The organism is Pseudoalteromonas sp. S8-8, from assembly GCF_000497875.1.
Lineage (GTDB): Bacteria > Pseudomonadota > Gammaproteobacteria > Enterobacterales > Alteromonadaceae > Pseudoalteromonas > Pseudoalteromonas arctica.
In genome coordinates this window covers 44,616-67,966 of the sequence record NZ_AUTR01000023.1, presented here as the reverse complement: position 1 = coordinate 67,966, position 23,351 = coordinate 44,616, and the positions used below count along the sequence as shown (strand labels likewise).

Sequence of the window (23,351 nt, the reverse complement as noted above, 5' to 3'; positions counted from 1 at the left end):
AAGCATGCAGTTATTTATGGTGTATTTAGGCGGGCGAATTCAAGGATGCCACATAGAAATGCACGACATTCGCTTTGTGGTTGGGCAAACCATAGAGCAAACTTATACAAAGTTAAAAAGCCAGTGGGTAGGCGACAGAAGTAGTGTTCATATGGATAGCTACATGGCAATTAATCATATTGATGGCTTTAAAGTAGAAGTTGTTGATAGCTATGTGGAGCAAAATAAACAACTCTATTTTGTAAATTTAGGCGCTTACAGAAGTGATTCTATGGCTGAGCAACACGACTTTGCACTGTATGTTGCAAGCAGTAGTCATGAAGCTAAAGAGCGAGCTAAAAACGATTTACTCGCAGGGCTTAGCCATATTCATAAAGATGATTTACATGACGTAGACGATTGTTTTGCGATTGATTTACTCGACAGCCAGCTAAACATTAAGCTCACGCCCAGCGGTATATCGCAGCCTATAAAGCCAGACTGGTTTGGCTATCACATACTTTAAATTATAATAAGTAGCTAAAACTAAGCAGGATTAAGAGTCCTGCTCGTTTTGTTCATCCTTTTCGCTTTTAGCCGCCATTTTAAACGCCACAATAACCAATCCAAACATAGCAAACGGCAGTGCTGCTAACATGTATTCAACCACATTACTGTCTTGAAAATTTGCTTGTAGTAAAAAGTGACCCGCCACACACATTAAAATAACCACTAATAAAATAGGTAGTAACATAAGTTCTTTTTTTGATGAATGGTTTTTCATTAATTGTGAGGCTATAGCTGAAAATAATGCGCCATTGTAATGAGCTTACTTAAGCTTGGCAAACACCGCAGAATTTTTTAATTAATGTTATGATTAGTATCAAACCATTTTATTAATGTTCATGGGAATAAAGTGAAAAGTAACTTAAAAAAAGTTTACCTCGTTGGTGGTGCAGTGCGCGACAAACTGCTAAATATAAAATCAAAAGATAACGATTATGTAGTGATTGGTGAAACGCCAGACACAATGCAGTCGCTCGGTTTTGTACCAATAGGTAGCGACTTTCCGGTTTACTTGCACCCAAAAACAAAAGAAGAATATGCACTTGGGCGCACAGAGCGTAAAAGCGGCAAAGGCTATACTGGCTTTGTGGTTGATGCCAGCCCAACAGTGACGCTAGAAGAAGATTTAGCAAGGCGTGATTTAACCATAAATTCAATGGCGCTTGATGAACACGGTAATATTATTGACCCGTTTAATGGCCAAACTGACTTACAAAATAAAACACTGCGCCACACCACTGAGGCATTTGTAGAAGACCCTGTTCGAGTACTGCGTATTGCCCGTTTTTTAGCCCGCTATGGCAGTGATTGGCGTATTCACCCAAGTACGTATGCATTAATGCGCGAGCTTAAAAATAAAGGTGAGCTAAATCATTTAGTACCTGAGCGCGTGTGGCTTGAAACTGAAAAAGCACTGGGTGAAAAGTACCCTGAGCTTTATTTTGAAGCACTGCAAGGCTTAGGTATTTTTCCAGAACTTGAGCGCATGGTTAATGTACCGCAACCGGCAAACCATCATCCTGAAGGTGATGTATTTGTACATACTATGCTGGTACTTAGGCGTGCAGCCGATTTAAATTTTAATTTAGAAACACGTTTTGCTGCACTAACCCATGATTTTGGAAAAGCGCTTAGTTTTAAAAAATATGGAAACCTACGTGGGCACGAACGCGAAGGTGTTGCAGTTATTGAGGCGTTTTGTGAGCGCTTAAAAGTGCCTAACCGTTTTCGCGATATTGGCGTACTCACCAGTGATAATCACACCCTTTGCCACACGATTGATCAGTTAAGGCCGCAAACCATTCACAAGCTAATAGTGACTAATTTAAATGCGTTGGTACACCCAGAACGTTTTATAGCGTTTACCCAAGCATGCCAATGCGATGCACAAGGGCGTGGTGAAACACTTGTTGATAAGCCATACCCGCAATCAGCTAAGCTGCGAGCAATTCATACTGAACTGCAAAAAATGGATAAGAAGCTGGTAGTGCAAAATGCACTTAAAAATGGCAAAAAAGGCCCTGAAATAGGCGAAGAAGTAAAACTTGCAGAAATAAACTGCATTAAAGCATTTTTAGAACATGAGAAGTCCCAAGCGTAATAAAATTAGACTAAGTAGTGCGATACGCCTTGGTTTTTAGTCGCGTCGTGCTTTCTTAGCTCTTTGTAGTTTGTACTTTTTGGTTTTACATTTTCAGACTCAGGTTTTTTAGAGGGCCTGTATAAGTCAAAAATAAAGTCTAGTTCTTCACGCTCCAGTGATGGTTTCATGAGTATTCCTTCAATTTAACACTTTAATATGATGTAGGGTATGGTCATTCGACTGAATTAAAAGTGAATAGTTACATTTGAAGTTGTACTAAATTGTAACTGGCAGGTTTTGAGGGATGAGAGGTGTTTATTTGTTAATTTATATGGAGTTAAGGTAAATTAAAATAATTCTTTTTAACTAAAAATATACAGCTTAATTTATTACGTACTTACTATTTGCATATAATGCTGTGGCTATAAATATAACGGTACAGATATAACGGTATAAATACAGCCCTAACTATTAGCTAACGGCAGTGTTACGGTAAACACGACACCATCACCTTGTTCGTTGTTTTGCGCAGTTACACTGCCTTTATGATAGTCGCACACCAGCCTTACAATATAAAGACCTAACCCCAAATGTGGCTGTTGCTGCATTTGCTGGCTACGTACCGACACCATAGAGTCAAAAATATGCTCAGTTAATCCTTCGGGTAACGCGGGGCCTGTGTTACTCACTGTTAATGTTGCTTTATTTTCGCTCTGCTTAAGGCCTACATTAATAGCCGTATTGGCCTCACTAAACTCCAGCGCGTTATTAATAAGTTTATCAAGCAGCTGAGCTATAAACTCCGGTGCACCTTGCATAGGTAATTTGTTTTGGCATACATCAAGCGTAAATAACTGGTTTGGGTAAGTAAGCTGATAGCCTTGCATGCAGCCATTTATTACTTTTTGTAAATCAAAAGGCTCAGGCTCGTTGCTTTGAATACTTTGCTCAAGGCGAGTGGCTTCGCTCATGGTGGTTATTATTTTACCTAAGCGTTCAACGCCTTCACTGGCGCGATCGAGGTATTTTTGACTCAGCTCGTTTTGTGGCAAGCTTTGTAAGTTTTCGAGTGACGAGCGCACTACGGCAACAGGCGTGCGAAGCTCATGTGACAACCGCGACGACATATTTTCTAAGTAATCGGTATAGCCACCAAGTCTACTAACAATGTTTGAAAAACTACGAGACAGATCGCCAATTTCATCGTTAGCGTCACTGTAATTAATACTGCCGGTAACACGCCCTTGTGCATCAATTGCTTGCTCAGCTGTATCGCGTAGTCGTCTAATACGGCTCGATATACGCGAGGCAAAAAAGAACAGGGTAACAGTGCCAATTAGCATAACGGCTAAAATAACGTTAAAGAGTTTTTCGAGCGATTTGTTACGCAGTGTTCGTACGCCGTTTGTGGTTTCCTCTGCTATTACTGCGCCAATTACTTGGTCTTGAATCCAAATAGGGTAAGCGGCCGATAAAATAACGGCTTTACTGTCGGGTGTTAATCGCCAAGACGATGCTGGTTGTCCTTTTAATGCTTTCGCTAAATGTGTGCCCTGCATAGAAGCTACATCGTGCAGGGTATCTAAAAACTTATTTTCGGGGCGCGTTAATATTTTATAGTAAATTGGGTGCAAGTAATTTTGCTCAAAGCGCTGCCACCAGGTTTCAGGTGCTTGGTTAGCAAGTCCATCAGCCCAAACGCCATCTGCATTTTGAATAGTACCCGATTGCGCAAGTACACGATGATGGTTATCGACCACCCAAATGCGGCTACCACTGTGGCCCATGCCTTTTAAAATACGGCTAATTTCTGGAGAAGGGACTAATACTGAGCCTAAATCGTTTGGGTTATTTAAGTTTGAGGTCGACATTATTTTAGGCTCTAATAATGCCTCTTTACTATCAATGTCAACAATGGCAAAGCCAAGTTTGTTGCCCAGCATGTTAATAGGAAAGCGCAGCTCTACGTTATAACCTGATTCGGTACTTTCAAAATAGCCCTGAATTTTTGTAAAAGGGGCTTTGGTATTTGCATCAAACGCATTAACCCAGCCGTCTTGGCGCGGCGCAATAATGTAAGTGTTAAACTGGGCGTCAGGTGTTTTTAAACCAATTTGTAAATAATCGTTATTGGTAATGCTTAAGCTATTTTTAGCGCGATAAATAAGTGTGTTATCAGTTACTTTAAATACGGCGTATAAATAATTATCAAATTTTCCCACCATATGATCAAACGATAAGTCACTGGCTTGATGTTTGTTATCTGTTTTTTGTAAGTAGCGCTTGTCGTAATGCCAAAATAGCGGTTGATAGCTGTCCCAATCGTTAAGTTTACCGTCGAGCTGAATAGGGTTTTTAAGATTATAAGCGTATAAATCGCGGCCTTTTACTACTTGGTCTAAAAAGTTAGTTTGCTCGTCAAATAACGCAGGGCGCTCATGCAATGCGGTAGCAAGTGCTCGAGTGGTGCCTACGAGGGTTTTTTCTTGGCCTTGGCGTAAAAACTTTTCCATTTCCCACACGTACTCGTAGCCAAGCCACGGTAGCAGAAACAAAAAACATGAAAGTAATATAAATTTACTGCGCAGACCAAATCGAAGCATTAGTGTTGTTCCCACCGATAGCCCATGCCATACACGGTATCTATGCAATCAAAGGCGCTGTCGAGTGCTATAAACTTTTTACGAATACGTTTTACGTGTGAAGTAATGGTGCTGTCGTCTACATAAATTTTTGCATCGCTCATTAAATCGTTACGGCTTTTAACATGGCCTGGTCGCTGGGCGAGTGAATGCAGCATCCAAAATTCGGTTACGGTTAAATCAACTAATTGTTGTTGCCAAAATACCTGCATACGTTGCGTGTCTAGCGTTAACTGCCCGCGTGTTATGAGTGCATTTGCATCAGCAGGTTGTTCAAGTGCTTCCATTCGGCGAAATAGCGCACCAATACGCGCAGCCAAGTGAGCCAAGCTTATGTCTTTTGTTAGGTAGTCGTCGGCGCCCATGCGCAGGCCGCATACGGTATCTATTTCGCTATCGCGGGCGGTTAAAAAAATAATAGGCAGTGTTTTAGAAAGCGATCGCAATGTTTGGCACAGTAAAAAACCACCATCTATTTCATGGCCTAGGCCAATATCAACAATGGCTAAATCGGGCAGGGCATTTTTAAATGCAGCTTCAGCGCTAGCGCGATCTGCAAAGCCACTCACTTGGTAGCCCTGTAAGCTCAGCATTTCAATGTAGTTTTCGCGGATTGCGGGTTCATCTTCGACGATGGCTATTTTTTTCATTTTAATCATTATCCTATTGCCTCTTTGTGCACTATATCGAAGTTTTTAAGTTAAGTACGCTTAAAAAGGCAATTGCCATTTTTTTGCCACAATTGCTCAGCAGTTTGCCATTTTTGATCCCCTTTGTTGCCACTTGAGCTTGTTTTAATACACCCATCAAAACAAAACATCATAAATTAAAAAGTAAGTTTAAGGATCAAATCATGAAGAAGACATTAATCGCGTTAACACTCGTTGCTAGTTTTTGTACTCCAGCAATTGCCTCAACATCTAACACGCCATCAAAAGAAGCCCATAAAGAAACGGCTATTGGACTAGGTGCAGGCGCTATTATTGGCGGCGTAGTGGGTGGGCCAATTGGTGCGTTTATTGGGGCATTTGCCGGTGGCTTAATAGGCGATTCAAAAGTAGCCGATAACAAAATTGCTGAGCAAGAGCGTGCCATTACGGTCATGAAAGAAAAAACCAGCGATTACCAACACGTGCTTAACCACAACAATATGTTAGAGCAACAGGTAGAAGTGCTTGCCAATCAAAATGAGCAGTTAACTCAAGTTCAAATTAATAACTTATTGGCGATGACGGTACAATTTAAAACAGGTTCAAGTGTTGTTGCCCCGCATTTTGCACTGCAGTTAGACCAACTCATTACCTTGTTAAACAATCAACCACAACTCGTACTTGATTTAAGTGGCTTTGCCGATCAGCGCGGCAATGAGCAAGCTAATCTTTTACTTTCTAAAGCGCGTGTAAATGCCGTGCAAAGCTATTTAATAAAACACGGCGTAAGCCATAAACGCTTAAGCACGCAGGCATTTGGCGAGCAGCAAACATTGGCTAATAGCAACACGGTGGAAGATAACTTTTTTGATAGACGCGTAACGCTTACCACTCGCTCAATGAATAGTGTAAATGGCCAAACGGCGAGTAACTAAAACTAACTGAATCTAAGTAAAGCTAAGCGTTCGATGGAGTGATTTATGTTTAAATTGAGTAAACCAACCAAAATGCTTACTAAAGTAAGCATTTTTATATTCATAGTGATTGTGCTGTTAGCTAGCTTTAAAAGCCATGCGCAATCACCCAAGTTAGAGCTTTTTGATAGCAATGGTGCGCCAGCGGGCTCTGCAATAGTATTAAAAAGCGATGCCAATATGACCTTAACCGGCCTAATTAATCATGTTGTAGTAACGCAGACCTATCAAAACGAAAACCCGTTTGCGGTTAATGCGCGCTACGTTTTTCCATTGCCAGATGAAAGCGCCGTACATGCCATGACAATGCGTATAGGTGAGCGAGTCATTAAAGGCCAAATTGATAAAAAAGTGGAAGCTGAAAAAAAATACGAGGAGGCTAAAAAAGCAGGTAAGCAAGCGGCCCTTGTACGCCAGCAACGCGCCAATATGTTCATTACGAATGTGGCAAACATTGGTCCTGGGGAGCAAGTAATTATTGAGCTTGAGTATCAAGAAATAATTGACTATAGCAGCGGCACATTCGCTATTAGGTTTCCGACTACCATTACACCGCGTTATCACGCGATTAGTGGTGAGGTTGAGGTTAATACTCAAAACCAAACGCATACTAACCCACTCCCAACGGGGTGGTTAAGCCCTGTTTACAGCATTCAAAACATCACTCAAAATAGTACTCAAAATGATAACGTACCAAGCAGCCAATTTAGCTTAAACATAGATATAGACGTAGGCTTAGAGCTGGTGGATATCAATTCTAAATTTCACAATGTTGATGTGCAAAACACTGCGTTTGGACAATATAAAATAGCATTAAATGAGACAAATGCAGTTAATCGCGACTTTGTACTTGAGTTTAAACCGCTGCAAAAAGAGCAAGCTCAAGCCGCATTTTTTACTCAGCAGTTTGAAAATGGTGACCGATACGGGCTTGCTATGCTAATGCCACCGGGGGATCACTTTACACAAACTCAGCGCTTACCTCGCGAAATGGTATTTGTAGTTGATACGTCAGGCTCTATGCACGGGCAATCTATGGAGCAAGCTAAAAAAGCGTTGTTTTATGCGCTGTCATTACTCGATAGCGACGACAGCTTTAACATAATTGGTTTTGACAACATAGTGACTCCAATGAGCGATAAACCACTTATAGCCAGCGACTTTAATTTACGCCGTGCAGAGCGATTTATTTATAGCCTAGAAGCCGACGGCGGCACAGAAATACAAGGTGCGCTTAATGCCGTACTTGATGGCAGCGAGTTTGATGGTTTTGTACGCCAAGTTGTATTTTTAACTGATGGCAGCGTAAGTAATGAAGATGCATTATTTAAAAATATTCAAAGTAAGTTAGGCGATAGCCGCTTATTTACGGTAGGTATTGGCAGCGCACCTAACAGCTTTTTTATGCGCCGAGCGGCAGATATAGGCAAAGGCTCATTTACGTTTATAGGCAGCACAAGCGAGGTGCAACCTAAAATGCAGCAGTTGTTTGATAAGCTTGCACATCCGGCTATTACTAATTTGGCGCTAAGCGATGAAAGCGGTAACAGCTTAGATTTTTGGCCATCACCACTACCTGATTTATATTTTGGCGAGCCTATCATGGTCGCTATAAAACTTAATAATGCTAAAAGTGTGGTACTTGCTGGGCAAACTGCACAAGGGCCCTTAAGTATTAGATTAAGTACACAAAATAGCTCAAGCGCTCAAGGTATAGCAAAACTGTGGGCGCGCCAAAAAATCAAATCATTACTTTTATACAACGAGCAAAGTGTAGTTAAAGATGAAGTACAGGAGCTTGCGCTTACTCATCAATTACTTAGCCCGTTTACTGCTTTTATAGCGATTGAACAAACTCAAATAAAAGAAGTGGCAGAGCAAACGGCGCAAGCTACTAATGCAGTACCACAAGGTATGGCAATGCGTTTACCGCAAACCGATGGGCAAAGCAGGTTACATATATTACTAGGCTGTATTTTATTATTGGGATTTAGCGCCCTTAAAATAAACCGATCATTTAAGTTAAGCAGGGCACGTAAATGAAAAAGTGGCTAAGCGTGGGTTTACTAATAGCTGGGCTTGGATTATTTGGTCACGGCGCTTATATGCAGGCAAAAGCGTGGCTTGCTCAAGTATTAATTGAGCAAGCATGGCAAGAGGCACTTAAATCACCCGACACTAAAGTAAAGCCGTGGTATTACGCCGACAGCTACGTGACTGCAAAGCTTGATTGGCCAAGCCATAATAAAACATTAAGTGTATTAGCTGGAGCGAGTGGTCGCAATTTAGCGTTTGCGCCTAGCCAATTTTTACCTGCAGGGGAGCTGGGCGGAAAAGAATTTGGAAACGAAAAAGGCGCGCTAATAGCCGGGCATAACGACACCCACTTTGCATTTTTACAAAACGCCAAAGTAGGTGAGGCGTTTACTTTGCAACTGCAAAGTGGGGTGATTCAAAATTATAAGGTAACGGGGATTGAGGTTATTCATCAATCCCAAAACTCATTTTTACAAACATCTGGGCTGTATTTGCTTACCTGTTACCCTTTTGATTCGCTTGCCTCGGGTACTGATTTAAGGTTGCTTGTATCTGCGCAAATGTCTTCGCCCGATTCACTAAGCGGTATATCAACCACGAGCTCTTGATGGCGCTGGCTTATCATTACGCCAATAAATACCACAAATATGCTCAGCCATTGCCAAACGTTGAGCACTTCGCCCAAAATAATAGCTGACAAAATAAGTGTAAAAATAGGAATTAAATTAGAGTACGCAGCAGCGGTTAATACCGATACTTTGCTAATTGCATAGTTGTACATGCCGTAGCCGCCAAGGGTTACACACGAACCTAAATACAAAATGCTCATGAGCGCAGTTAAGTCGTGTTGGTTTTCGCTTGGTAGGTCGATAAAAAATAAAAACGGCGCAAAAAACAAGCTGCCGCTAATACCTTGCAACGCAATTAAAGTCAGGGGCGAGTAGCGATTAGCTAAATGTTTAATACTTACGGTATAAAATGCAGCGCACACCATCGCCATAAGCTCTAAAAAGTTACCTAGTAACGGATTAGGTGCTTGGTCGGTACTTGGTGAAAGAAGCGTAAGTAAAATACTGCCGCCAATACACAGCGTAAAACCGACCACGATGGATTTACTTATGTATTCTTTAAGCAATAAAAAGGCAAGCAGCGCAATAATAATAGGCAAGCAAGAGACAATAACACCGGCCTGCGAGGCTGATGTGTACTCCATTGCATGGCCTTCAAATAAAAAGTATAAGCAAGGCTCAGCAAGCGACATACCCACTAAATACTTCCAGTCACCTTTTAAATACTCAAACCGAATAACGTAGCGCCATAAACAAAGCGACAAAACTAACGTGGTGAGCATGCGTAAAAATATCACCAATGCAGGGTCGTAAATAGCAATGGCGTATTTAAGCGCAATAAAAGAGCTGCCCCATAAAAAGGTGGCAATAATTAAACATAAACTGGCAGGCATAGAGAGTAATTTACTTAATTTAATAAAATCAGATCCTAGCATGAAAATTTTTAACTTGTTCAAAAATACCGAGCTGGTATAAATTAATTCATCTTTAATTAATCAATAGTAAAAAGCACATGCAAAGGGAACAGGTAATAGTTGTAAAGCTTGGTACAAGCGTACTAACTGGCGGCACCGATAAACTAGACAAAGCACATATGGTTGAATTAGTACGCCAATGCTGCGAGCTTAAAAAGCAGGGGCATCACGTTATTTTAGTATCGAGCGGCGCGGTAGCTGCTGGGCGCGAACAACTATTAAAACCCTGTGGCAGAAGCTTAATTGATAAACAAATGCTTGCTGCAATTGGACAAGGTCAACTTATTCATATTTGGCAGAGCTTGTTTGCTTTATACGGGGTAAATGTAGGGCAAATGCTGCTTACTCGCGCTGATGTAGACGACAGAGAGCGCTACCTTAATGCCCGCGATACACTCAATGCGTTATTAAATTACGACGTTGTGCCCATCATTAACGAAAATGACGCAGTCGCTACCAGTGAAATAAAAGTAGGCGACAACGATAATTTATCGGCACTTGTCGCTATTTTGGCTAATGCTAATAAATTATTGCTACTTACCGATCAAGAAGGGTTATTTACCAGCGATCCGCGCACAAACGCCGATGCTACTCTCATTGGTGAAGTAACACATATAAACGATGAGCTGCGCCAACTTGCTGGTGGCAGTGGTACAAACTTAGGTACTGGCGGCATGGCGACTAAACTGCAAGCCGCCGACATTGCAAGGCGCGCAGGCGTTGAAGTTATTATTGCTAAAGGCGCAGGTAAAAACGTTATTTTAAAATGTATGAGTGACGAGTTACCTGGTACACGCTTTTTAAAACTCACCGCTCCAAAAGATGGCCGTAAAAAATGGCTACTAGCTGGGCCTAAAAGTACCGGCCAAATTGTTATAGATGCAGGTGCTATTAGTGCCCTTCAAAATAAAGGTGCAAGCTTACTTGCTAAAGGCGTTACTAATGCATTTGGACGTTTTGAACGCGGTGATTTAATTGATTTAATAGATGCAAAAAATCAAGTAATTGCACGGGGCTTAACGCGCTTTAGTAGCATCGAGGTAAATAAAATAAAGGGTGCGCATTCTAGTCAAATAGGCCAGTTACTCGATTACGATAGTGGTGCAGAAGTACTTCATAGGGATGATATGGTATTGCTATAGAAGCACTTTTAGTAAATTAAATTACTTGAGTGTAATTCTCGCAGTATTACACTTTTTTGATTGTAAATTTGTGCTAAAATCTGGCTCCTTAAATTGTTGTAAGCAGAGCACAGAACATGAAATTAGTTCGTTGGTTTTTAGGTTGTATAATCTTATTCTTTAATTTTGTATTTACTCCTCGCAGTAAAAAGCGTGCAAGCGACGAGCAAGCACAGCTTGATCAGCAAACCTCACAATTTAAACTGTATCAATTTAAAGCATGCCCGTTTTGTGTAAAAGTACGTCGCGCCATTAAACGCGAAGGCTTAAACATAGAAACACGCGATGCAAAAGACAATGAGCAATATCGTCAAGAGCTACTAGAACAAGGCGGCAAAGTTAAAGTGCCTTGCCTGCGTATAGAGCAAAACGGCCAAGTACAATGGCTGTACGAATCAAACGATATTATTGCTTACTTAAACAAAGTAGCTGCATAAACCACTTTTATTATCTCACTTATTTAAAGAGAATATACCATGACAATTCGCACCCGTGTTGCCCCGTCGCCAACTGGTGACCCGCATCTTGGCACCGCTTATATCGCCTTATTTAACTACTGTTTTGCTAAACAACAAGGCGGTGAATTTGTACTTCGTATAGAAGATACAGACCAAGTACGTAGCACGCCAGAGTCTGAACTTGCGATTATGGATAGCCTACGTTGGTTAGGGCTTGAGTGGGATCATGGTCCTGATGTGGGTGGCGAATTTGGTCCTTACCGTCAATCTGAGCGTAGCGATTTATATAAAAAATACGCGCATCAGTTAGTTGATGATGGTAAAGCGTTTTACTGCTTTGCAACAAGCGAAGAGCTTGATCAAATGCGTGAAGAGCAAATGGCAGAAGGCCTACGCCCTAAATATGACGGTCGTGGTTTAAACCATACAGATGAAGAAATTAAAGCAAACTTAGCTGAAGGCAAACCTTACGTTATACGTATGAAAATCCCAAGCGAAGGCACATTTAAGTTTAACGACTACTTACGTGATGAAATTGAGATCCCGTGGGAAAACGTAGACATGCAAGTGCTTTTAAAAGCGGATGGCTTTCCAACGTACTTTTTAGCGAACGTAGTTGACGACCACCATATGGAAATTAGTCATATTTTCCGTGGTGAAGAGTGGATTAACTCAGCACCTAAGTTATTAAAACTGTATGAAGATTTTGGTTGGGAAGCGCCAGTACTTGGTCACTTACCATTACTACGTAACCCAGATAAATCAAAGCTGTCTAAGCGTAAAAACCCAACGTCTATTAATTACTATAAAGAAATGGGCTACCTGCCAGAAGCCGTGCTTAACTACTTAGGCCGTATGGGTTGGTCAATGCCTGATGAGCGTGAAAAGTTCACACTTAATGAGATGATTGAAAACTTCGACATGAAGCGCGTATCGCTTGGTGGTCCAGTATTCGACGTAGATAAATTAAGCTGGTTAAACGGCATGTGGATCCGCGAAAATCTAACCGACGAGCAGTTAATTCAGCGCTTTGTTGATTGGAAGTTTAATGGCGAAATGCTCGCTAAAATATTACCAGAAGTTAAAACACGTATTAATACGCTGTCGGATATGGTTGAGCTTGCAGGGCACTTTGTAGGTGGTATTCCAACTTACGATCCTGCGCTATTAACAGCCGGCAAAGCAGACGAAAACGTGATTCGCCAAGCGCTACAATTTTTTGTATGGCAGCTTGAAGGTTTACGTAGCTTTGAAAAGCCCGCTATTTTTGCAATTGCAAAAGAAGTTGCAACATTCCACGAGCTTAAGATTAAAGACTTTTTAGAGCCAATATTTGTCGCAATTACTGGCAAAACGTCAAGTACGTCAGTGCTTGATGCAATGGAAATATTGGGGTCTGACCTATCACGCGCCCGTTTACGTGTAGCACTTGCTCATTTAGGTATTTCTAAAAAGCAGGCTAAAAATATAGAGCGTGCGTACCGCGAATACCCAAGTGCATAATTGCTAAACAATGTACTTTTAAAAGCCGAGCTTAGTAAAATAAGTTCGGCTTTTTTGTTTCAGGCTGTTTAGCTATATGACATCGTATTTTGATATTGTTTAACTAAAGTATTAGTACTTAGCCCAATGATACAATAGGGTATATAAACTCATGGGAGGCAGTATGATTGCAACCGTTAAAAACAAAGCCATTTTTAGCAGTAACACATTTTCGATAAACCTTGTTACTTACCCAACCAATCATAGCGTAATGAACCATATTGACCCTGTGCAGCAAGGGCGCTATTACAAGCTCAATTTTGTATTAGAGAAACCTAAAGCGGGTGGGGTATTTAAATGCTCAAAATGCATTATAAATTTATTTAATCGCGTGTATTTGTTCAGACCCGATAAGTACGAACACAGCGTATCTAAAATCGAGTCTGGAAAGCGTGTGCTACTGAGCTTTGCGCTTAATATATAATTTGCACTTTTACTTATTAATAGTCGTAGGCCTGTCCGGTGCATAAAACAGATAAGTCGCAGTACGATACAGAGGTTTCACTACAGGAATTAATAGTAAAAGCATTCCCGCCCCTGCGCATAGCATCAGCTTTAAGTAAATCAATCGCGTTTGATTTAGAGCGATTGTAACTTGCATTATTGCTGCCCATACCGTCGCCATCACAGCTTTCACCTTCTATTCGGCCTAAAAGTGTTGCGCCACTTTCGTGTGCTTCTTGGTCGCTATAAAATTGCTGTAAATCTCTTTTATTAACGTAGGTGCCAATTTCTTGAGATAAAACGCCGTTGTCTATATCTGTATGATAAGTCATGCTTGAACAACCAGTTATTGTGGCGAGCACAGTTATTGTTGCTATAAAACGTAGCATATTCATTAATCCTTTAATTTATTTAAAGTAGTAAATTACTAACAAAATCAAATGCTGGCAATGTTTACTGCTGAGTAAATTGTTAGCATTTGTAAATGTATTTAGATTTTACTGAGCATAGGGTAAGTAAACAAAAAGAAGTGACAAACATTAACCAACCAATGGCATAAAATAGCCCACTCTAAGCGCTGCGTTTTATAAAAAACATAGCCGTATCCTAAGCCTGCAATAAATGAAACCAATACATAGTTAAATCCTCCAGCAAAATGCGCCAAAGCAAACACTGCAGCTGTCATTATTGGAGCAAGTAGCGCTAGGCGAGTAGATGTGATTATTTGGCTAAGTTTGGTTTGTAATAAACCTCTAAACAAAGCTTCCTCAGTTACACAGGTAAATAAAAGATTAATAGCAATAAAGGCTAACCAAAAGTTGGGCACTTTTGGGTTAAAGCTTACAAGTCCAAGTGTTAAAGCCGCAGTGAGCGAAGCTAAAACAGTAGCAATAATTATAAAAATAGGTTGTTTAACGTTTAATGGGCCTGCTTTATTAGAGTCTGCTTTTAAAGCTTTTTTATTCGAATAAAAGTAAGCACAAAGGAATAACCCAGCCATAGCTTTATCAAAATTAGCATAAAGGGTAAAAGCAATCGCATCGCTTGTAATACACTCATCTATAACAATAGGGAGGTTATTAAAACCAGGCACCCAATGAAGTGCTAATGCCAATGAGGAAACTATAAAAACAGTACTTAATATAGCGCGTATTATTGCCCGCTTTGTATTTAGCACACTGTAGTATAAAACAACGTAAAGCCCAGTACTGAGCAGTGCATATAAATTTATGTAACCTTGAAAATACGCACTTACAACACCTAAAGCTAGTAAGTAGTGCCAAAGGGGTTGCCGCATTATTGATATTTTGCAGTACGGAAAAACACATATAATTGATAGCGCTAATAAATAAAAAGTCATTGTTTTTTATTGCTCTGTTTTATTTAGCCATTAATCTAACAGATTCGACCTCTCAATATTTTTTTTCTGGTAATATAGATAGGTTATAAGCAGTTTAAGCAGTGAACAAACTATGTTAAGTCCTTTTTTTCAGCAGCATGCTGATTATGTTTCTATCTCTCGTGAGCAGGGTTGTCGATTCGCTAAATGCGTTGCTGACGATTACAATCCACTTCACGACAAAGATGCCAAAAAGTTTTGCGCGCCAGGAGACTTACTTTTTTCATTGGTACTAGACCGCTACGGTATTAGTGAACAAATGGAATTTACTTTTGCTGGTATGGTTGATGAAAACACCAAACTTAATTTTCCTGAGGGAGCTGATGAGTTTGATGTTACCAATGGCGAAAAAGTAATTTTAAAGGTAAAGCGCAGCGGTAAAACCAGCCAATGCCCAGCATTAACTAATAGTCTTATAAAAAATTATGTTGAGTTTTCTGGTACTACTTTTCCGCATGTAATTATTCCATTAATGGGCAAGCAAGAGGTAATGATAAACCCTGCTCGTCCGATGGTGATTTACGAATCAATGCTTATCAATCTTGATAATCTTAATATTACAGAACCAGAACTTGAGTTTGCAGAGCCTAGTTTTGAGTATGCCGGTAAGCGCGGAAAAATCACACTACGTTTTAACCTGTTAGAAAACGGCGTTAAAGTGGGTAGTGGTGAAAAGCACATGGTGGTTTCGGGTATTCGCGAATACTGCCAAGCAACAGTTGATGATTTAATCGCGTTTTACAACGAACGTAAAGCGACACTAAAGCCAGCTTAAAGCTACAGAAAATTATAAAAGGCGCTAAATACAACTGTTATTTAGCGCCTTTTTTATTGGTTTTTTATTGTTTTAGCGCTAAAGCGAAAGTGAGTAACTACGATTAAATACTTTTCTGAACTGGTTAATTTACGCAGTACAGTAATATGCGTACAATAGCGCTCTTTGTTATTTTAAAGCTAAGCCTATGTCTGCCACTACGTTCTCATCACTTAATCTCGACCCGTTATTATTAACTGCGATTGAGCAAAATAATTACACTCAACCTACCGCAATTCAGATTAAAACCATTCCGCCTATTTTAGCCGGAAGTGATGTAATGGGCAGTGCACAAACAGGTACAGGTAAAACAGCTGCTTTTGTTTTACCGCTGTTACATAAGCTTTTAAATACACCTAAAAAAGATGAACCAGGCGTTGCTCGTGTTGTAATTTTAACGCCAACCCGTGAGCTTGCTCAGCAAGTATTTGCAAGCTTTGAAAAGTACGCACAAGGCACTAACATTAATGGTGCTTTAGCGTATGGCGGCGTAAGTATTGGTCCACAAATAAAAGCACTTAAAACAGCCCAAGTTATAGTGGCAACACCTGGGCGTTTACTTGATCATATAGTTAAAGGCAGTGTGGTGCTTTCAAGCGTAGACTCCTTAGTGTTTGACGAAGCTGACCGCATGCTTGATATGGGTTTTATTGATGAAATTAGACGTATATTGCGCCATATCCCAGGCGATCGCCAAACCTTACTATTTTCAGCTACGTTTGATGACAGCGTGTTTGAGCTCAGTAAAAAGTTATTAAAAAACCCAGAGCTAATTGAAGTTGATAAACGTAACTCAGCAGCCGTTGAAGTAGAGCAAGTTATTTACGCTGTAGATGAGGATCGTAAGCGCGAGCTTGTATCGCACATGATTGGCATGAAAAACTGGCGCCAAGTGCTTATTTTTACCCGCACAAAACAAATGGCTGATCAGCTCGCTAAAGAAATGTGTAAAGACGGTTTAAAAACCGAGTCAATCCATGGCGACAAATCACAAGGCGCGCGCGACCGCGCACTACAAAACTTTAAAGATGGTATTACACGAGTACTTGTTGCAACGGATGTAGCCGCGCGTGGTTTAGATATTTCAACACTTAGATACGTAATTAACTTTGAGCTACCATACATTGCAGAGGATTACGTACACCGTATTGGTCGTACAGGTCGTGCAGGTGAGCAAGGGCTTGCTATGTCGTTGGTTAGTATTGATGAGCAATGGTTACTAGAAGAAATAGAAGTACTACTCGATACGCGTTTAACGCCACAATGGTTAGCAGGCTACGAGCCCGATCCAAATAAAAAGCCAAAAGATAATCGTAAAAATACTAATAAGTCGCGAAAAGATCGCGATAAAAAGCGTATTACCGGTAAAAGAGAGCCAAGTAGACGCCGTAAATAATAGCTTTTCCTTTGCTTTTTTGCCTATACTGGAGCTATTAAATAGCCGAGGTAAAGCAATGTTTGAAATTGATCAATGGGCATTTTCTGGTATTGATGGCCAAATATCTTTGCATAAATGGCAAAAAACAATCGACCTTATAACGGGGCTTTTTTCAGCCCCGTCTGGTTATATAGTTCAGGCAACAAGCAAAGGCTATCGCGTTGTTATTAGAAGTAACGAAGGTGGCTCTAACTTTGAGACCAACCCTATACTCCCTCCTCAAACTCCTCTGTTTTGTCGCCACGTAGCTGAAACTAACAATACATTATATGTTAATGATGCAAGTAATAATGATGCATGGAACACCCTACCAGAAGTAGTTGAAGACGGTGTTGAATCCTACCTAGGTTTACCCATTCATTGGCCTGAAGGCGAAGTGTTTGGCACGTTATGTTTAAAAGACACTAAAATAACAAGCTATACCGATGAATACTTTGAACTCATAGAACAGCTACGCGATTTGATTGAAGACGACTTAGCGCTTGTTTATAGCTATGAGCAAATGCGTGAAATAGCCATGTTAGACTCATTAACGAATATTTATAATCGCCGAGCACTTAACTTACTAGCTCAGCAAAAGCTTAACTTAGCACTGCGTTTAGGCTTTGACGTGTGTTGTTTGTTTATCGATATAAACGACTTTAAAAAATTAAACGACACCTGCGGACATGAAGTGGGCGACAAAGCCTTAATTATATTGGCAGATACGCTAAAAACGCATTTAAGAGATGCTGATATAGTAGGGCGCTTAGGTGGCGATGAGTTTGTTGCAGTAATGCAAGTAAGCGATAAAAGCAAGATTAACTACATCATGGATAAAATTTCGACTGAGTATTCAAAAGCCTTACTCAAAGAAGACGTTTGCGATTTATCGCTTAGTATTGGTTATAGTTTTACTAATAAGCAAAAGCAGCCCTTTGAAGCGCTATTAAATGATGCAGACCACGCAATGTATAAAAATAAACAAGCGTATAAGCTCGCTAAAAAGGCACAATAATAAAAGGAGGTTCGTCATGACTCATGCCACACAAACTTGGCTGGTTTTTTCTGCGATAGGTTTTATTTTTTCCTTAGCAATAATAAGCTTATTTGAAACGTTCCCTAGCATTAGATTTATATCTAATGAGGGAATAATTTTTGGTGTTATGTGCTCCTCTATGGGGTTTGCCTTAAAAAGGCTTGAGAGTAATAACCAAAAACACCTTCAATAAATAGCTTAAGCTACAAATCTTTACTTGTATTTATTAATTAATTTTTCAAAGAACGGACATAAAAAAGCAAGCCATGAGGCTTGCCAAGAAGGGTGTTAATTAGCTCTAACCTAGCTTTTAAGCTATTAGCTTTTCCGCAAGGTTCAATTCCATAATGGCTTTTAATAAACGGTATAAATTAATTGACGCGTCAATTTCTTCTTTACGGTTTGTTAAGCTTTCAATATTTAAGCCCAGCGGTACATCTAAATGCGCACAGCTTTTAAGTATTAAGTCGAGGTTTTCGCGGCAAATACGGACTGATTCGCTTAATGTATTGTCTGCATCAAGCATGCGCCATTTAGTTGCCTCTGGCACTGAGATACCCAACCATTGCATAAACTCTAAGGTTTTTTCGCCGCCGCACGGGGTAAACGTTAATATAATACGTTGAGGTGTAATCCCTTGTGCTTTACATGTACGTGCGTAGCTAGTAATTAACTCTATAGTCGCTTGTGCATCGTAAACAGCTTGCGATATAAAAAACTGACAACCTTGTGCTGTTTTTTCTATTAATCGTTCGTGCTCATTTCGTTTACTTGAATGGCGCTCGGCAATCGTAACGCCACCTAAAAAGAAATCATCTGATTGCTCAGCCATCGCTTTATAAGCATCTGGCAGGCTTAGCTTTATATCGCCTATCGATGATGGGCTACCTACTAAAACTACATTTTGTAAATCGTAGTCGTTTTTAGTTTCACTTAGCCAATCTTTAAATTCGCCTACGCCACGCTGCGCCACACTTTTATAAGTAATCACATCTTGTGCAGATAAATTACGAAGTAAATGGCTGTATTCACGCGGATCAACGGTTTGTTTAAACGCAAATGGACGGTCTTGATTAGTGCGGCTGCTTTCGTCTTGAATGTCATAAATTATCACGCCGTCGTATTCAATTTCGTGTAAGCGACCTAATAGCTTTTCTGCAATGGTTTTTAATTGCGCTTTATCGGTGCCAATTTTAGGCGGGGTAGTACCAATAAGATAAACACCTTGGTTGGTGTCCACTATCTTCTCTTTTAGTGATAAAGCCATAATCCTCATTCCAGCTAAGTTTGTTTTGATGGATTTAATATAGCAGCCATTTAGACGTCTAGATAGATTTATTTAATGAAAGTTTTTCAATTAACATGATGTTTATTCATAGTGCTTGTTCCCATAATTTATAATTGACACAGTTGTTTACATAATAAATTCCCTTGGGGCTCTTATATTTATTGGCTTTGGGGCATAATTAAAGAGTTAAATCTGACAACAAATTTGCTCAATTTAAAAAGGGACAACAATGAAATTTAAATTATTAGCAACCAGCTTAGCGGTATCGCTGGCGTTAACAGGTTGCGCCATGCAACAAAACCAAAGCACGCAAACAACTGCACAACAAGAACAAGTAAATAAAGCTGATGACCGTGTTTTCTCGCAAGATTATTTAATTGAAGAGCTAGAAAACGGCTTACGTGTCATGGTTGTTAAAACCGACTACCCTGATGTAGTGTCGCTGCAAATTCCGGTATCGGTTGGGTCGCGTAACGAAGTTGAAGAGGGCAAAACAGGCTTTGCTCACTTTTTTGAACACATGATGTTTAAAGGCTCACAAAAATACCCTGAAGATGTGTACTCAGACATATTAAAAAATTCAGGTGTTGATAACCGCGCTTATACAACAAACGATTTTACAAACTACCATTTAAACTTTTCAAAACAGCATCTTGATAAAGTGCTTGAGCTTGAAGCTGATATTTTTCAAAACTTAACCTACACCGAAGAGCAATTTAGAACAGAAGCACAAACGGTAAAAGGTGAGTACTTAAAAAACAACGCGAGCCCAATTCGTAAATTATTAAGCGCTGTACGCGAAGAAGCGTTTGATAAGCACACGTATAAACACACCACTATGGGCTTTTTTAAAGACATAGAAGCCATGCCAGATCAAATGGCGTACGGGAAAGAGTTTTTTGCTAAATTTTATAAACCTGAGTATGTGTCACTTGTTATTGTGGGCGATGTAGATCCACAAGCAACAATGGCAATGGTTAAAAAGCATTGGGGTAGCTGGAAAAAGGGTAACTATGTTGCTGACATTAAAGCAGAGCCTGTTCAACAAGCACCAAAATATTTGCACCAGCAAGATGAAGCGCTACCAGGGCATTGGTTACTTGTATCGTACAAAGGCGCTGCGTGGGAGCCTGCTAAAAAAGACAGAGCGGCACTTGATTTAATCTCACAGCTTTATTTTTCAAATAATTCAGATTTATATCAAGAGCTAGTGGTCGACAAAAAAATTGCCAGCCAAATGTTTACCTATAACCCAGAGACCAAAGATCCGGGTTTATTACACGTATTTGTTAAAGTAGAAAACGCAGATGATTTAGCCACTGCGCGCGATGCCATTAACCGAACTTATGCAAAAGCACGCACTGAGCTTGTTGATGAGCAAAAGTTGAGTGATTTAAAATCGAACCTTAAATACAGCTTTATTAATGGCTTGGATTCATCGCAAGCGATTGCATCAACTCTTGCCAGCTACATGCATTTTGAGCGCGATCCTGAGGTTATAAACCAGCTGTATAAATCGGCAGATAACATCACCAGCGCAGATATTAAAGCCGTTGCTAACAAATACTTTACTGATAACGCACGTACCACATTAACGATGTCGGCACTTGATAAAGCCCCAGGTTTCGAGCAAGAGGTTGATTTAAATGCGCTTACTGCAAAGCTTGAACAAGCACCTGCGGCACCTGTATTTAAAGTACTTGATAAAACCAATAGCTCGCCATTAATTGATGTTAACTTTTTATTCAATACCGGTGCGGCTGCCGACCCACAAGGTAAAAAAGGTGTTGCTGCGCTCACTGCGGCTATACTTGCACAAGGTGGCTCAGAGGCGACAAGCTATAAAGATATTCAAAAAGCACTTTATCCGCTTGCGGGTAGCTTTGGCTATCAAATAGATAAAGAAATGCTGTCGTTTCAAGGGCGTATTCATAAAGATAATGCGGCGCAGTGGTATACACTTGTGAGCGATCAATTACTAAACCCAGGTTTTAGAGATGACGATTTTAAGCGCCTTAAAAAAGAAATGATCGACGGCATTAAGTCAGGCTTAAAAGCATCTAACGATGAAGAGCTAGGCAAAGAAGTGCTATACAGTGCGCTTTACAAAAATCACCCTTATGAAAGTTACAACTACGGTGATATTTCGGATTTAGAAGCGTTGACGCTAGATGATGTTAAAGCGTTTTATAACAGCGAGCTTACGCAATCTAAACTCACGGTTGGCTTAATTGGGGCTGTGCCTGCAAAGCTTAAAGCTAAAATGATGAGCGATTTTGCAACGCTACCAAAAGGTGAGCAAAGCCGTTTAAGTATTCCTGATGCACCAGCGCTTAAAGGTCATCATGCAACTATTGTAGAAAAATCGGCGCAATCGACAGCGGTATCGTTTGGTTTTCCTATTGATACAATAAGAAGTAGCGAAGACTGGACAGCCCTTTGGCTTGTGCGTTCGTACTTTGGTGAGCACCGTAGTTCTAACAGCTTTTTATATGAGCGCATTCGTGAAACTCGCGGTATGAACTATGGCGATTACGGATACATTGAATACTTTCCACGTGGTATGTTTCAAACCAAGCCTGATGCAAATCTAGGGCGCTCTGAGCAAATATTTCAAGTGTGGTTACGCCCACTTCGCTCTAATAACGATGCGCACTTTGCAACACGTACCGCCTTGTTTGAGCTAGATAAGCTAATTAAAAATGGTATGAGCGAAGATGACTTTGAAGCAACGCGTAACTTTTTAATTAACTTTGTGCCGCAAATGGTGGCAAGTCAAAACCGCCAATTAGGTTACGCACTTGATAGCGAATTTTACAACATAGATAGCTTTGTAAGTTACGTAACTAACAAACTTAAAACGCTAACGCTTGCTGATGTAAATCGCGTTATTAAAGAAAACTTACAAACAGACAATGTTCACTATGTGTTTATAACCGCAGACGGCGCTGATATGCAAAAACGTTTAGCATCGCAGCAAACCTCACCAATGGTTTACAACACAAAAAAACCAGCGGAACTAGTTGCTGAGGATAAAGTAATTGCTGATTACAAATTAGCAATTCCTGCAAAAAATATTGAAGTAGTAAAAGTTGAAAAAGTATTTCAATAATTTAAGTGGTTTTTAATGGTTGGAAAGTGCCCTAACTTATGGGGCACTTTATATCTTTAATGACTCTGTAGTAGGGTCCTTTAATTAATGAAACGCGCATCATATATTTTGATGGCAATACCAATAATCATAATTATTAAACTAATGAGAAGTAATATATTTATTCCACGCTTTTCTTTATTTTTTAATTCAGAGTCATCACTCATTTTGAATTCCTCATTTCTATTTGTTTATGTAAAAAATCAATAAAACTAAATATAGCTTAGCTCGGTATAATGAACAAACTTAGCTTAAATCCTAATTAATTTAGCGTTTTTTTACGCCGTCAGCTGTACGTCAGTCCGTATTTTTTCATATGACAGGTGAGCTTTCGTATGTTGCTAGCTTTTGATTTTTATTAATTTACTATATTTTAAGTATGTATTGGTAATTTTAGCTACTGTCGTATAACTTAATCTAAAAAATGGGTACGTATTTGAAATATCATTTCTGGGTGCTAGGGCGTGTTGAACTCTGTGGATTGAAATTTGTTCAATCTAGGGTCGATTTAATCGCGGCGCGAGGTTTGTAACCTAGTGGGCTAAGTAAAAACCGAGCAACAAAGAGTTAATCGTCCCTAGTTATATCTAATAACCAGAACAAATAACTAAGGGATTAACACCTTAGGCTTTAAATCCGTTAGA

The 23,351-nt window shown here is 40.0% G+C and carries 23 protein-coding genes; 14 read left to right on the top strand and 9 right to left on the bottom strand.

The features are described 5' to 3' along the window. The first annotated feature begins 4 nt into the window (after window positions 1–4). Window positions 5–505, top strand: coding sequence for a DUF1543 domain-containing protein (locus L659_RS0107070; RefSeq protein WP_024590063.1), 501 nt, complete (start codon window positions 5–7; stop codon window positions 503–505). A 30-nt stretch (window positions 506–535) separates the two neighbouring features. On the opposite strand, the gene L659_RS0107065 is transcribed toward L659_RS0107070, so the two are convergent. Beyond that, window positions 536–763: a hypothetical protein gene (locus L659_RS0107065; protein ID WP_007581571.1), complete on the bottom strand. Its 228-nt coding sequence runs from the start codon at window positions 761–763 to the stop codon at window positions 536–538. 132 nt (window positions 764–895) lie between these two features. On the opposite strand from L659_RS0107065, the gene L659_RS0107060 reads away from it, so the two are divergent. Further along, entirely contained in the window at window positions 896–2,146 is a 1,251-nt protein-coding gene (locus L659_RS0107060) for a multifunctional CCA addition/repair protein (RefSeq protein ID WP_024590062.1), read from the top strand. 5 nt (window positions 2,147–2,151) lie between these two features. Here L659_RS0107060 and L659_RS1000000123775 read toward each other — a convergent pair whose 3' ends face one another. The 3 genes from L659_RS1000000123775 to pdsR form a co-directional block, all read right to left on the bottom strand. Next, the gene (locus L659_RS1000000123775) at window positions 2,152–2,316 is read right to left on the bottom strand and encodes a hypothetical protein (RefSeq protein WP_007581574.1); all 165 of its coding nucleotides are present in this window, start codon (window positions 2,314–2,316) and stop codon (window positions 2,152–2,154) included. Between the two features lie 276 nt (window positions 2,317–2,592). Then, window positions 2,593–4,731 (bottom strand): proteobacterial dedicated sortase system histidine kinase, encoded by a 2,139-nt coding sequence (gene pdsS / locus L659_RS0107050; RefSeq protein ID WP_024590061.1) that lies wholly within the window; start codon window positions 4,729–4,731, stop codon window positions 2,593–2,595. Beyond that, window positions 4,731–5,420 carry a proteobacterial dedicated sortase system response regulator gene (pdsR, locus tag L659_RS0107045; protein ID WP_024590060.1) on the bottom strand — a complete coding sequence of 230 codons (690 nt, stop codon included), beginning with the start codon at window positions 5,418–5,420 and terminating at the stop codon, window positions 4,731–4,733. Before pdsR ends, pdsS begins: the two co-directional genes overlap by 1 nt. 203 nt (window positions 5,421–5,623) lie before the next feature. On the opposite strand from pdsR, the gene pdsO reads away from it, so the two are divergent. The 3 genes from pdsO to L659_RS1000000123380 are packed head-to-tail and all read left to right on the top strand — an operon-like array spanning window position 5,624 to window position 9,039. Further along, window positions 5,624–6,355 (top strand): sortase-associated OmpA-like protein PdsO, encoded by a 732-nt coding sequence (gene pdsO / locus L659_RS0107035; protein ID WP_024590059.1) that lies wholly within the window; start codon window positions 5,624–5,626, stop codon window positions 6,353–6,355. A gap of 45 nt (window positions 6,356–6,400) precedes the next feature. Next, on the top strand, window positions 6,401–8,437 hold the full coding sequence (locus L659_RS0107030) for a marine proteobacterial sortase target protein (RefSeq protein ID WP_029769846.1): 2,037 nt from the start codon (window positions 6,401–6,403) through the stop codon (window positions 8,435–8,437). Beyond that, window positions 8,434–9,039, top strand: coding sequence for a class GN sortase (locus L659_RS1000000123380; protein WP_081709144.1), 606 nt, complete (start codon window positions 8,434–8,436; stop codon window positions 9,037–9,039). Before L659_RS0107030 ends, L659_RS1000000123380 begins: the two co-directional genes overlap by 4 nt. On the opposite strand, the gene L659_RS0107015 is transcribed toward L659_RS1000000123380, so the two are convergent. After that, entirely contained in the window at window positions 8,934–9,893 is a 960-nt protein-coding gene (locus tag L659_RS0107015) for a DMT family transporter (RefSeq protein ID WP_024590057.1), read from the bottom strand. The genes L659_RS1000000123380 and L659_RS0107015 overlap by 106 nt on opposite strands. A 119-nt stretch (window positions 9,894–10,012) precedes the next feature. Here L659_RS0107015 and proB point away from each other — a divergent pair, with 119 nt between their 5' ends. From proB to L659_RS0106995, 4 genes are all read left to right on the top strand, one after another. Beyond that, entirely contained in the window at window positions 10,013–11,116 is a 1,104-nt protein-coding gene (proB, locus tag L659_RS0107010) for a glutamate 5-kinase (protein ID WP_024590056.1), read from the top strand. 116 nt (window positions 11,117–11,232) lie between these two features. After that, on the top strand, window positions 11,233–11,592 hold the full coding sequence (locus tag L659_RS0107005; RefSeq protein WP_007581591.1) for a glutaredoxin family protein: 360 nt from the start codon (window positions 11,233–11,235) through the stop codon (window positions 11,590–11,592). A gap of 39 nt (window positions 11,593–11,631) precedes the next feature. Continuing rightward, complete coding sequence (gene gltX, locus L659_RS0107000; protein ID WP_007581594.1) at window positions 11,632–13,116, top strand: glutamate--tRNA ligase; 1,485 nt, start codon at window positions 11,632–11,634, stop codon at window positions 13,114–13,116. Between the two features lie 163 nt (window positions 13,117–13,279). Next, window positions 13,280–13,579: a hypothetical protein gene (locus L659_RS0106995; RefSeq protein ID WP_021032137.1), complete on the top strand. Its 300-nt coding sequence runs from the start codon at window positions 13,280–13,282 to the stop codon at window positions 13,577–13,579. A gap of 16 nt (window positions 13,580–13,595) precedes the next feature. Here L659_RS0106995 and L659_RS0106990 read toward each other — a convergent pair whose 3' ends face one another. Continuing rightward, a complete protein-coding gene (locus L659_RS0106990) occupies window positions 13,596–13,988 on the bottom strand; it encodes a hypothetical protein (protein WP_024590055.1) in 393 nt (130 codons plus the stop codon). A 101-nt stretch (window positions 13,989–14,089) separates the two neighbouring features. Further along, window positions 14,090–14,959 (bottom strand): CPBP family intramembrane glutamic endopeptidase, encoded by an 870-nt coding sequence (locus L659_RS0106985; protein WP_024590054.1) that lies wholly within the window; start codon window positions 14,957–14,959, stop codon window positions 14,090–14,092. A 112-nt stretch (window positions 14,960–15,071) separates the two neighbouring features. On the opposite strand from L659_RS0106985, the gene L659_RS0106980 reads away from it, so the two are divergent. From L659_RS0106980 to L659_RS0106965, 4 genes are all read left to right on the top strand, one after another. After that, on the top strand, window positions 15,072–15,773 hold the full coding sequence (locus L659_RS0106980) for a DUF3581 domain-containing protein (protein WP_024590053.1): 702 nt from the start codon (window positions 15,072–15,074) through the stop codon (window positions 15,771–15,773). 187 nt (window positions 15,774–15,960) lie between these two features. Continuing rightward, a complete protein-coding gene (locus L659_RS0106975; RefSeq protein WP_024590052.1) occupies window positions 15,961–17,208 on the top strand; it encodes a DEAD/DEAH box helicase in 1,248 nt (415 codons plus the stop codon). Window positions 17,209–17,266: 58 nt separating this feature from the next. Continuing rightward, window positions 17,267–18,247, top strand: a complete 981-nt coding sequence (locus tag L659_RS0106970) for a sensor domain-containing diguanylate cyclase (RefSeq protein WP_024590051.1) — start codon at window positions 17,267–17,269, stop codon at window positions 18,245–18,247. 16 nt (window positions 18,248–18,263) lie between these two features. Continuing rightward, window positions 18,264–18,461 carry a hypothetical protein gene (locus L659_RS0106965; protein WP_024590050.1) on the top strand — a complete coding sequence of 66 codons (198 nt, stop codon included), beginning with the start codon at window positions 18,264–18,266 and terminating at the stop codon, window positions 18,459–18,461. A gap of 117 nt (window positions 18,462–18,578) precedes the next feature. On the opposite strand, the gene L659_RS0106960 is transcribed toward L659_RS0106965, so the two are convergent. Further along, window positions 18,579–19,535, bottom strand: a complete 957-nt coding sequence (locus L659_RS0106960; RefSeq protein ID WP_021032136.1) for a methylenetetrahydrofolate reductase — start codon at window positions 19,533–19,535, stop codon at window positions 18,579–18,581. Window positions 19,536–19,785: 250 nt separating this feature from the next. Here L659_RS0106960 and L659_RS0106955 point away from each other — a divergent pair, with 250 nt between their 5' ends. Beyond that, window positions 19,786–22,668 carry a M16 family metallopeptidase gene (locus tag L659_RS0106955; RefSeq protein WP_024590049.1) on the top strand — a complete coding sequence of 961 codons (2,883 nt, stop codon included), beginning with the start codon at window positions 19,786–19,788 and terminating at the stop codon, window positions 22,666–22,668. A gap of 80 nt (window positions 22,669–22,748) precedes the next feature. Here L659_RS0106955 and L659_RS1000000124040 read toward each other — a convergent pair whose 3' ends face one another. Continuing rightward, on the bottom strand, window positions 22,749–22,874 hold the full coding sequence (locus L659_RS1000000124040) for a hypothetical protein (RefSeq protein WP_007581611.1): 126 nt from the start codon (window positions 22,872–22,874) through the stop codon (window positions 22,749–22,751). Window positions 22,875–23,351: the final 477 nt, after the last annotated feature.

Bases quoted from the DNA above. Each gene is read 5' to 3' on its own strand.
- L659_RS0107030 (WP_029769846.1), top strand. From the start codon at position 6,401: ATGTTTAAATTGAGTAAACCAACCAAAATGCTTACTAAAGTAAGCATT.
- L659_RS0107015 (WP_024590057.1), bottom strand. From the start codon at position 9,893: ATGCCTGCCAGTTTATGTTTAATTATTGCCACCTTTTTATGGGGCAGC.
- L659_RS1000000123775 (WP_007581574.1), bottom strand. From the start codon at position 2,316: ATGAAACCATCACTGGAGCGTGAAGAACTAGACTTTATTTTTGACTTA.
- L659_RS0106980 (WP_024590053.1), top strand. From the start codon at position 15,072: ATGTTAAGTCCTTTTTTTCAGCAGCATGCTGATTATGTTTCTATCTCT.
- pdsR (WP_024590060.1), bottom strand. From the start codon at position 5,420: ATGAAAAAAATAGCCATCGTCGAAGATGAACCCGCAATCCGCGAAAAC.
- L659_RS0106990 (WP_024590055.1), bottom strand. From the start codon at position 13,988: ATGCTACGTTTTATAGCAACAATAACTGTGCTCGCCACAATAACTGGT.
- L659_RS0107065 (WP_007581571.1), bottom strand. From the start codon at position 763: ATGAAAAACCATTCATCAAAAAAAGAACTTATGTTACTACCTATTTTA.
- L659_RS0106975 (WP_024590052.1), top strand. From the start codon at position 15,961: ATGTCTGCCACTACGTTCTCATCACTTAATCTCGACCCGTTATTATTA.
- L659_RS1000000123380 (WP_081709144.1), top strand. From the start codon at position 8,434: ATGAAAAAGTGGCTAAGCGTGGGTTTACTAATAGCTGGGCTTGGATTA.
- pdsS (WP_024590061.1), bottom strand. From the start codon at position 4,731: ATGCTTCGATTTGGTCTGCGCAGTAAATTTATATTACTTTCATGTTTT.
- L659_RS1000000124040 (WP_007581611.1), bottom strand. From the start codon at position 22,874: ATGAGTGATGACTCTGAATTAAAAAATAAAGAAAAGCGTGGAATAAAT.
- L659_RS0107005 (WP_007581591.1), top strand. From the start codon at position 11,233: ATGAAATTAGTTCGTTGGTTTTTAGGTTGTATAATCTTATTCTTTAAT.
- L659_RS0106955 (WP_024590049.1), top strand. From the start codon at position 19,786: ATGAAATTTAAATTATTAGCAACCAGCTTAGCGGTATCGCTGGCGTTA.
- gltX (WP_007581594.1), top strand. From the start codon at position 11,632: ATGACAATTCGCACCCGTGTTGCCCCGTCGCCAACTGGTGACCCGCAT.
- proB (WP_024590056.1), top strand. From the start codon at position 10,013: ATGCAAAGGGAACAGGTAATAGTTGTAAAGCTTGGTACAAGCGTACTA.
- L659_RS0106960 (WP_021032136.1), bottom strand. From the start codon at position 19,535: ATGGCTTTATCACTAAAAGAGAAGATAGTGGACACCAACCAAGGTGTT.
- L659_RS0106995 (WP_021032137.1), top strand. From the start codon at position 13,280: ATGATTGCAACCGTTAAAAACAAAGCCATTTTTAGCAGTAACACATTT.
- L659_RS0106970 (WP_024590051.1), top strand. From the start codon at position 17,267: ATGTTTGAAATTGATCAATGGGCATTTTCTGGTATTGATGGCCAAATA.
- L659_RS0106965 (WP_024590050.1), top strand. From the start codon at position 18,264: ATGACTCATGCCACACAAACTTGGCTGGTTTTTTCTGCGATAGGTTTT.
- L659_RS0106985 (WP_024590054.1), bottom strand. From the start codon at position 14,959: ATGACTTTTTATTTATTAGCGCTATCAATTATATGTGTTTTTCCGTAC.
- L659_RS0107070 (WP_024590063.1), top strand. From the start codon at position 5: ATGCAGTTATTTATGGTGTATTTAGGCGGGCGAATTCAAGGATGCCAC.
- pdsO (WP_024590059.1), top strand. From the start codon at position 5,624: ATGAAGAAGACATTAATCGCGTTAACACTCGTTGCTAGTTTTTGTACT.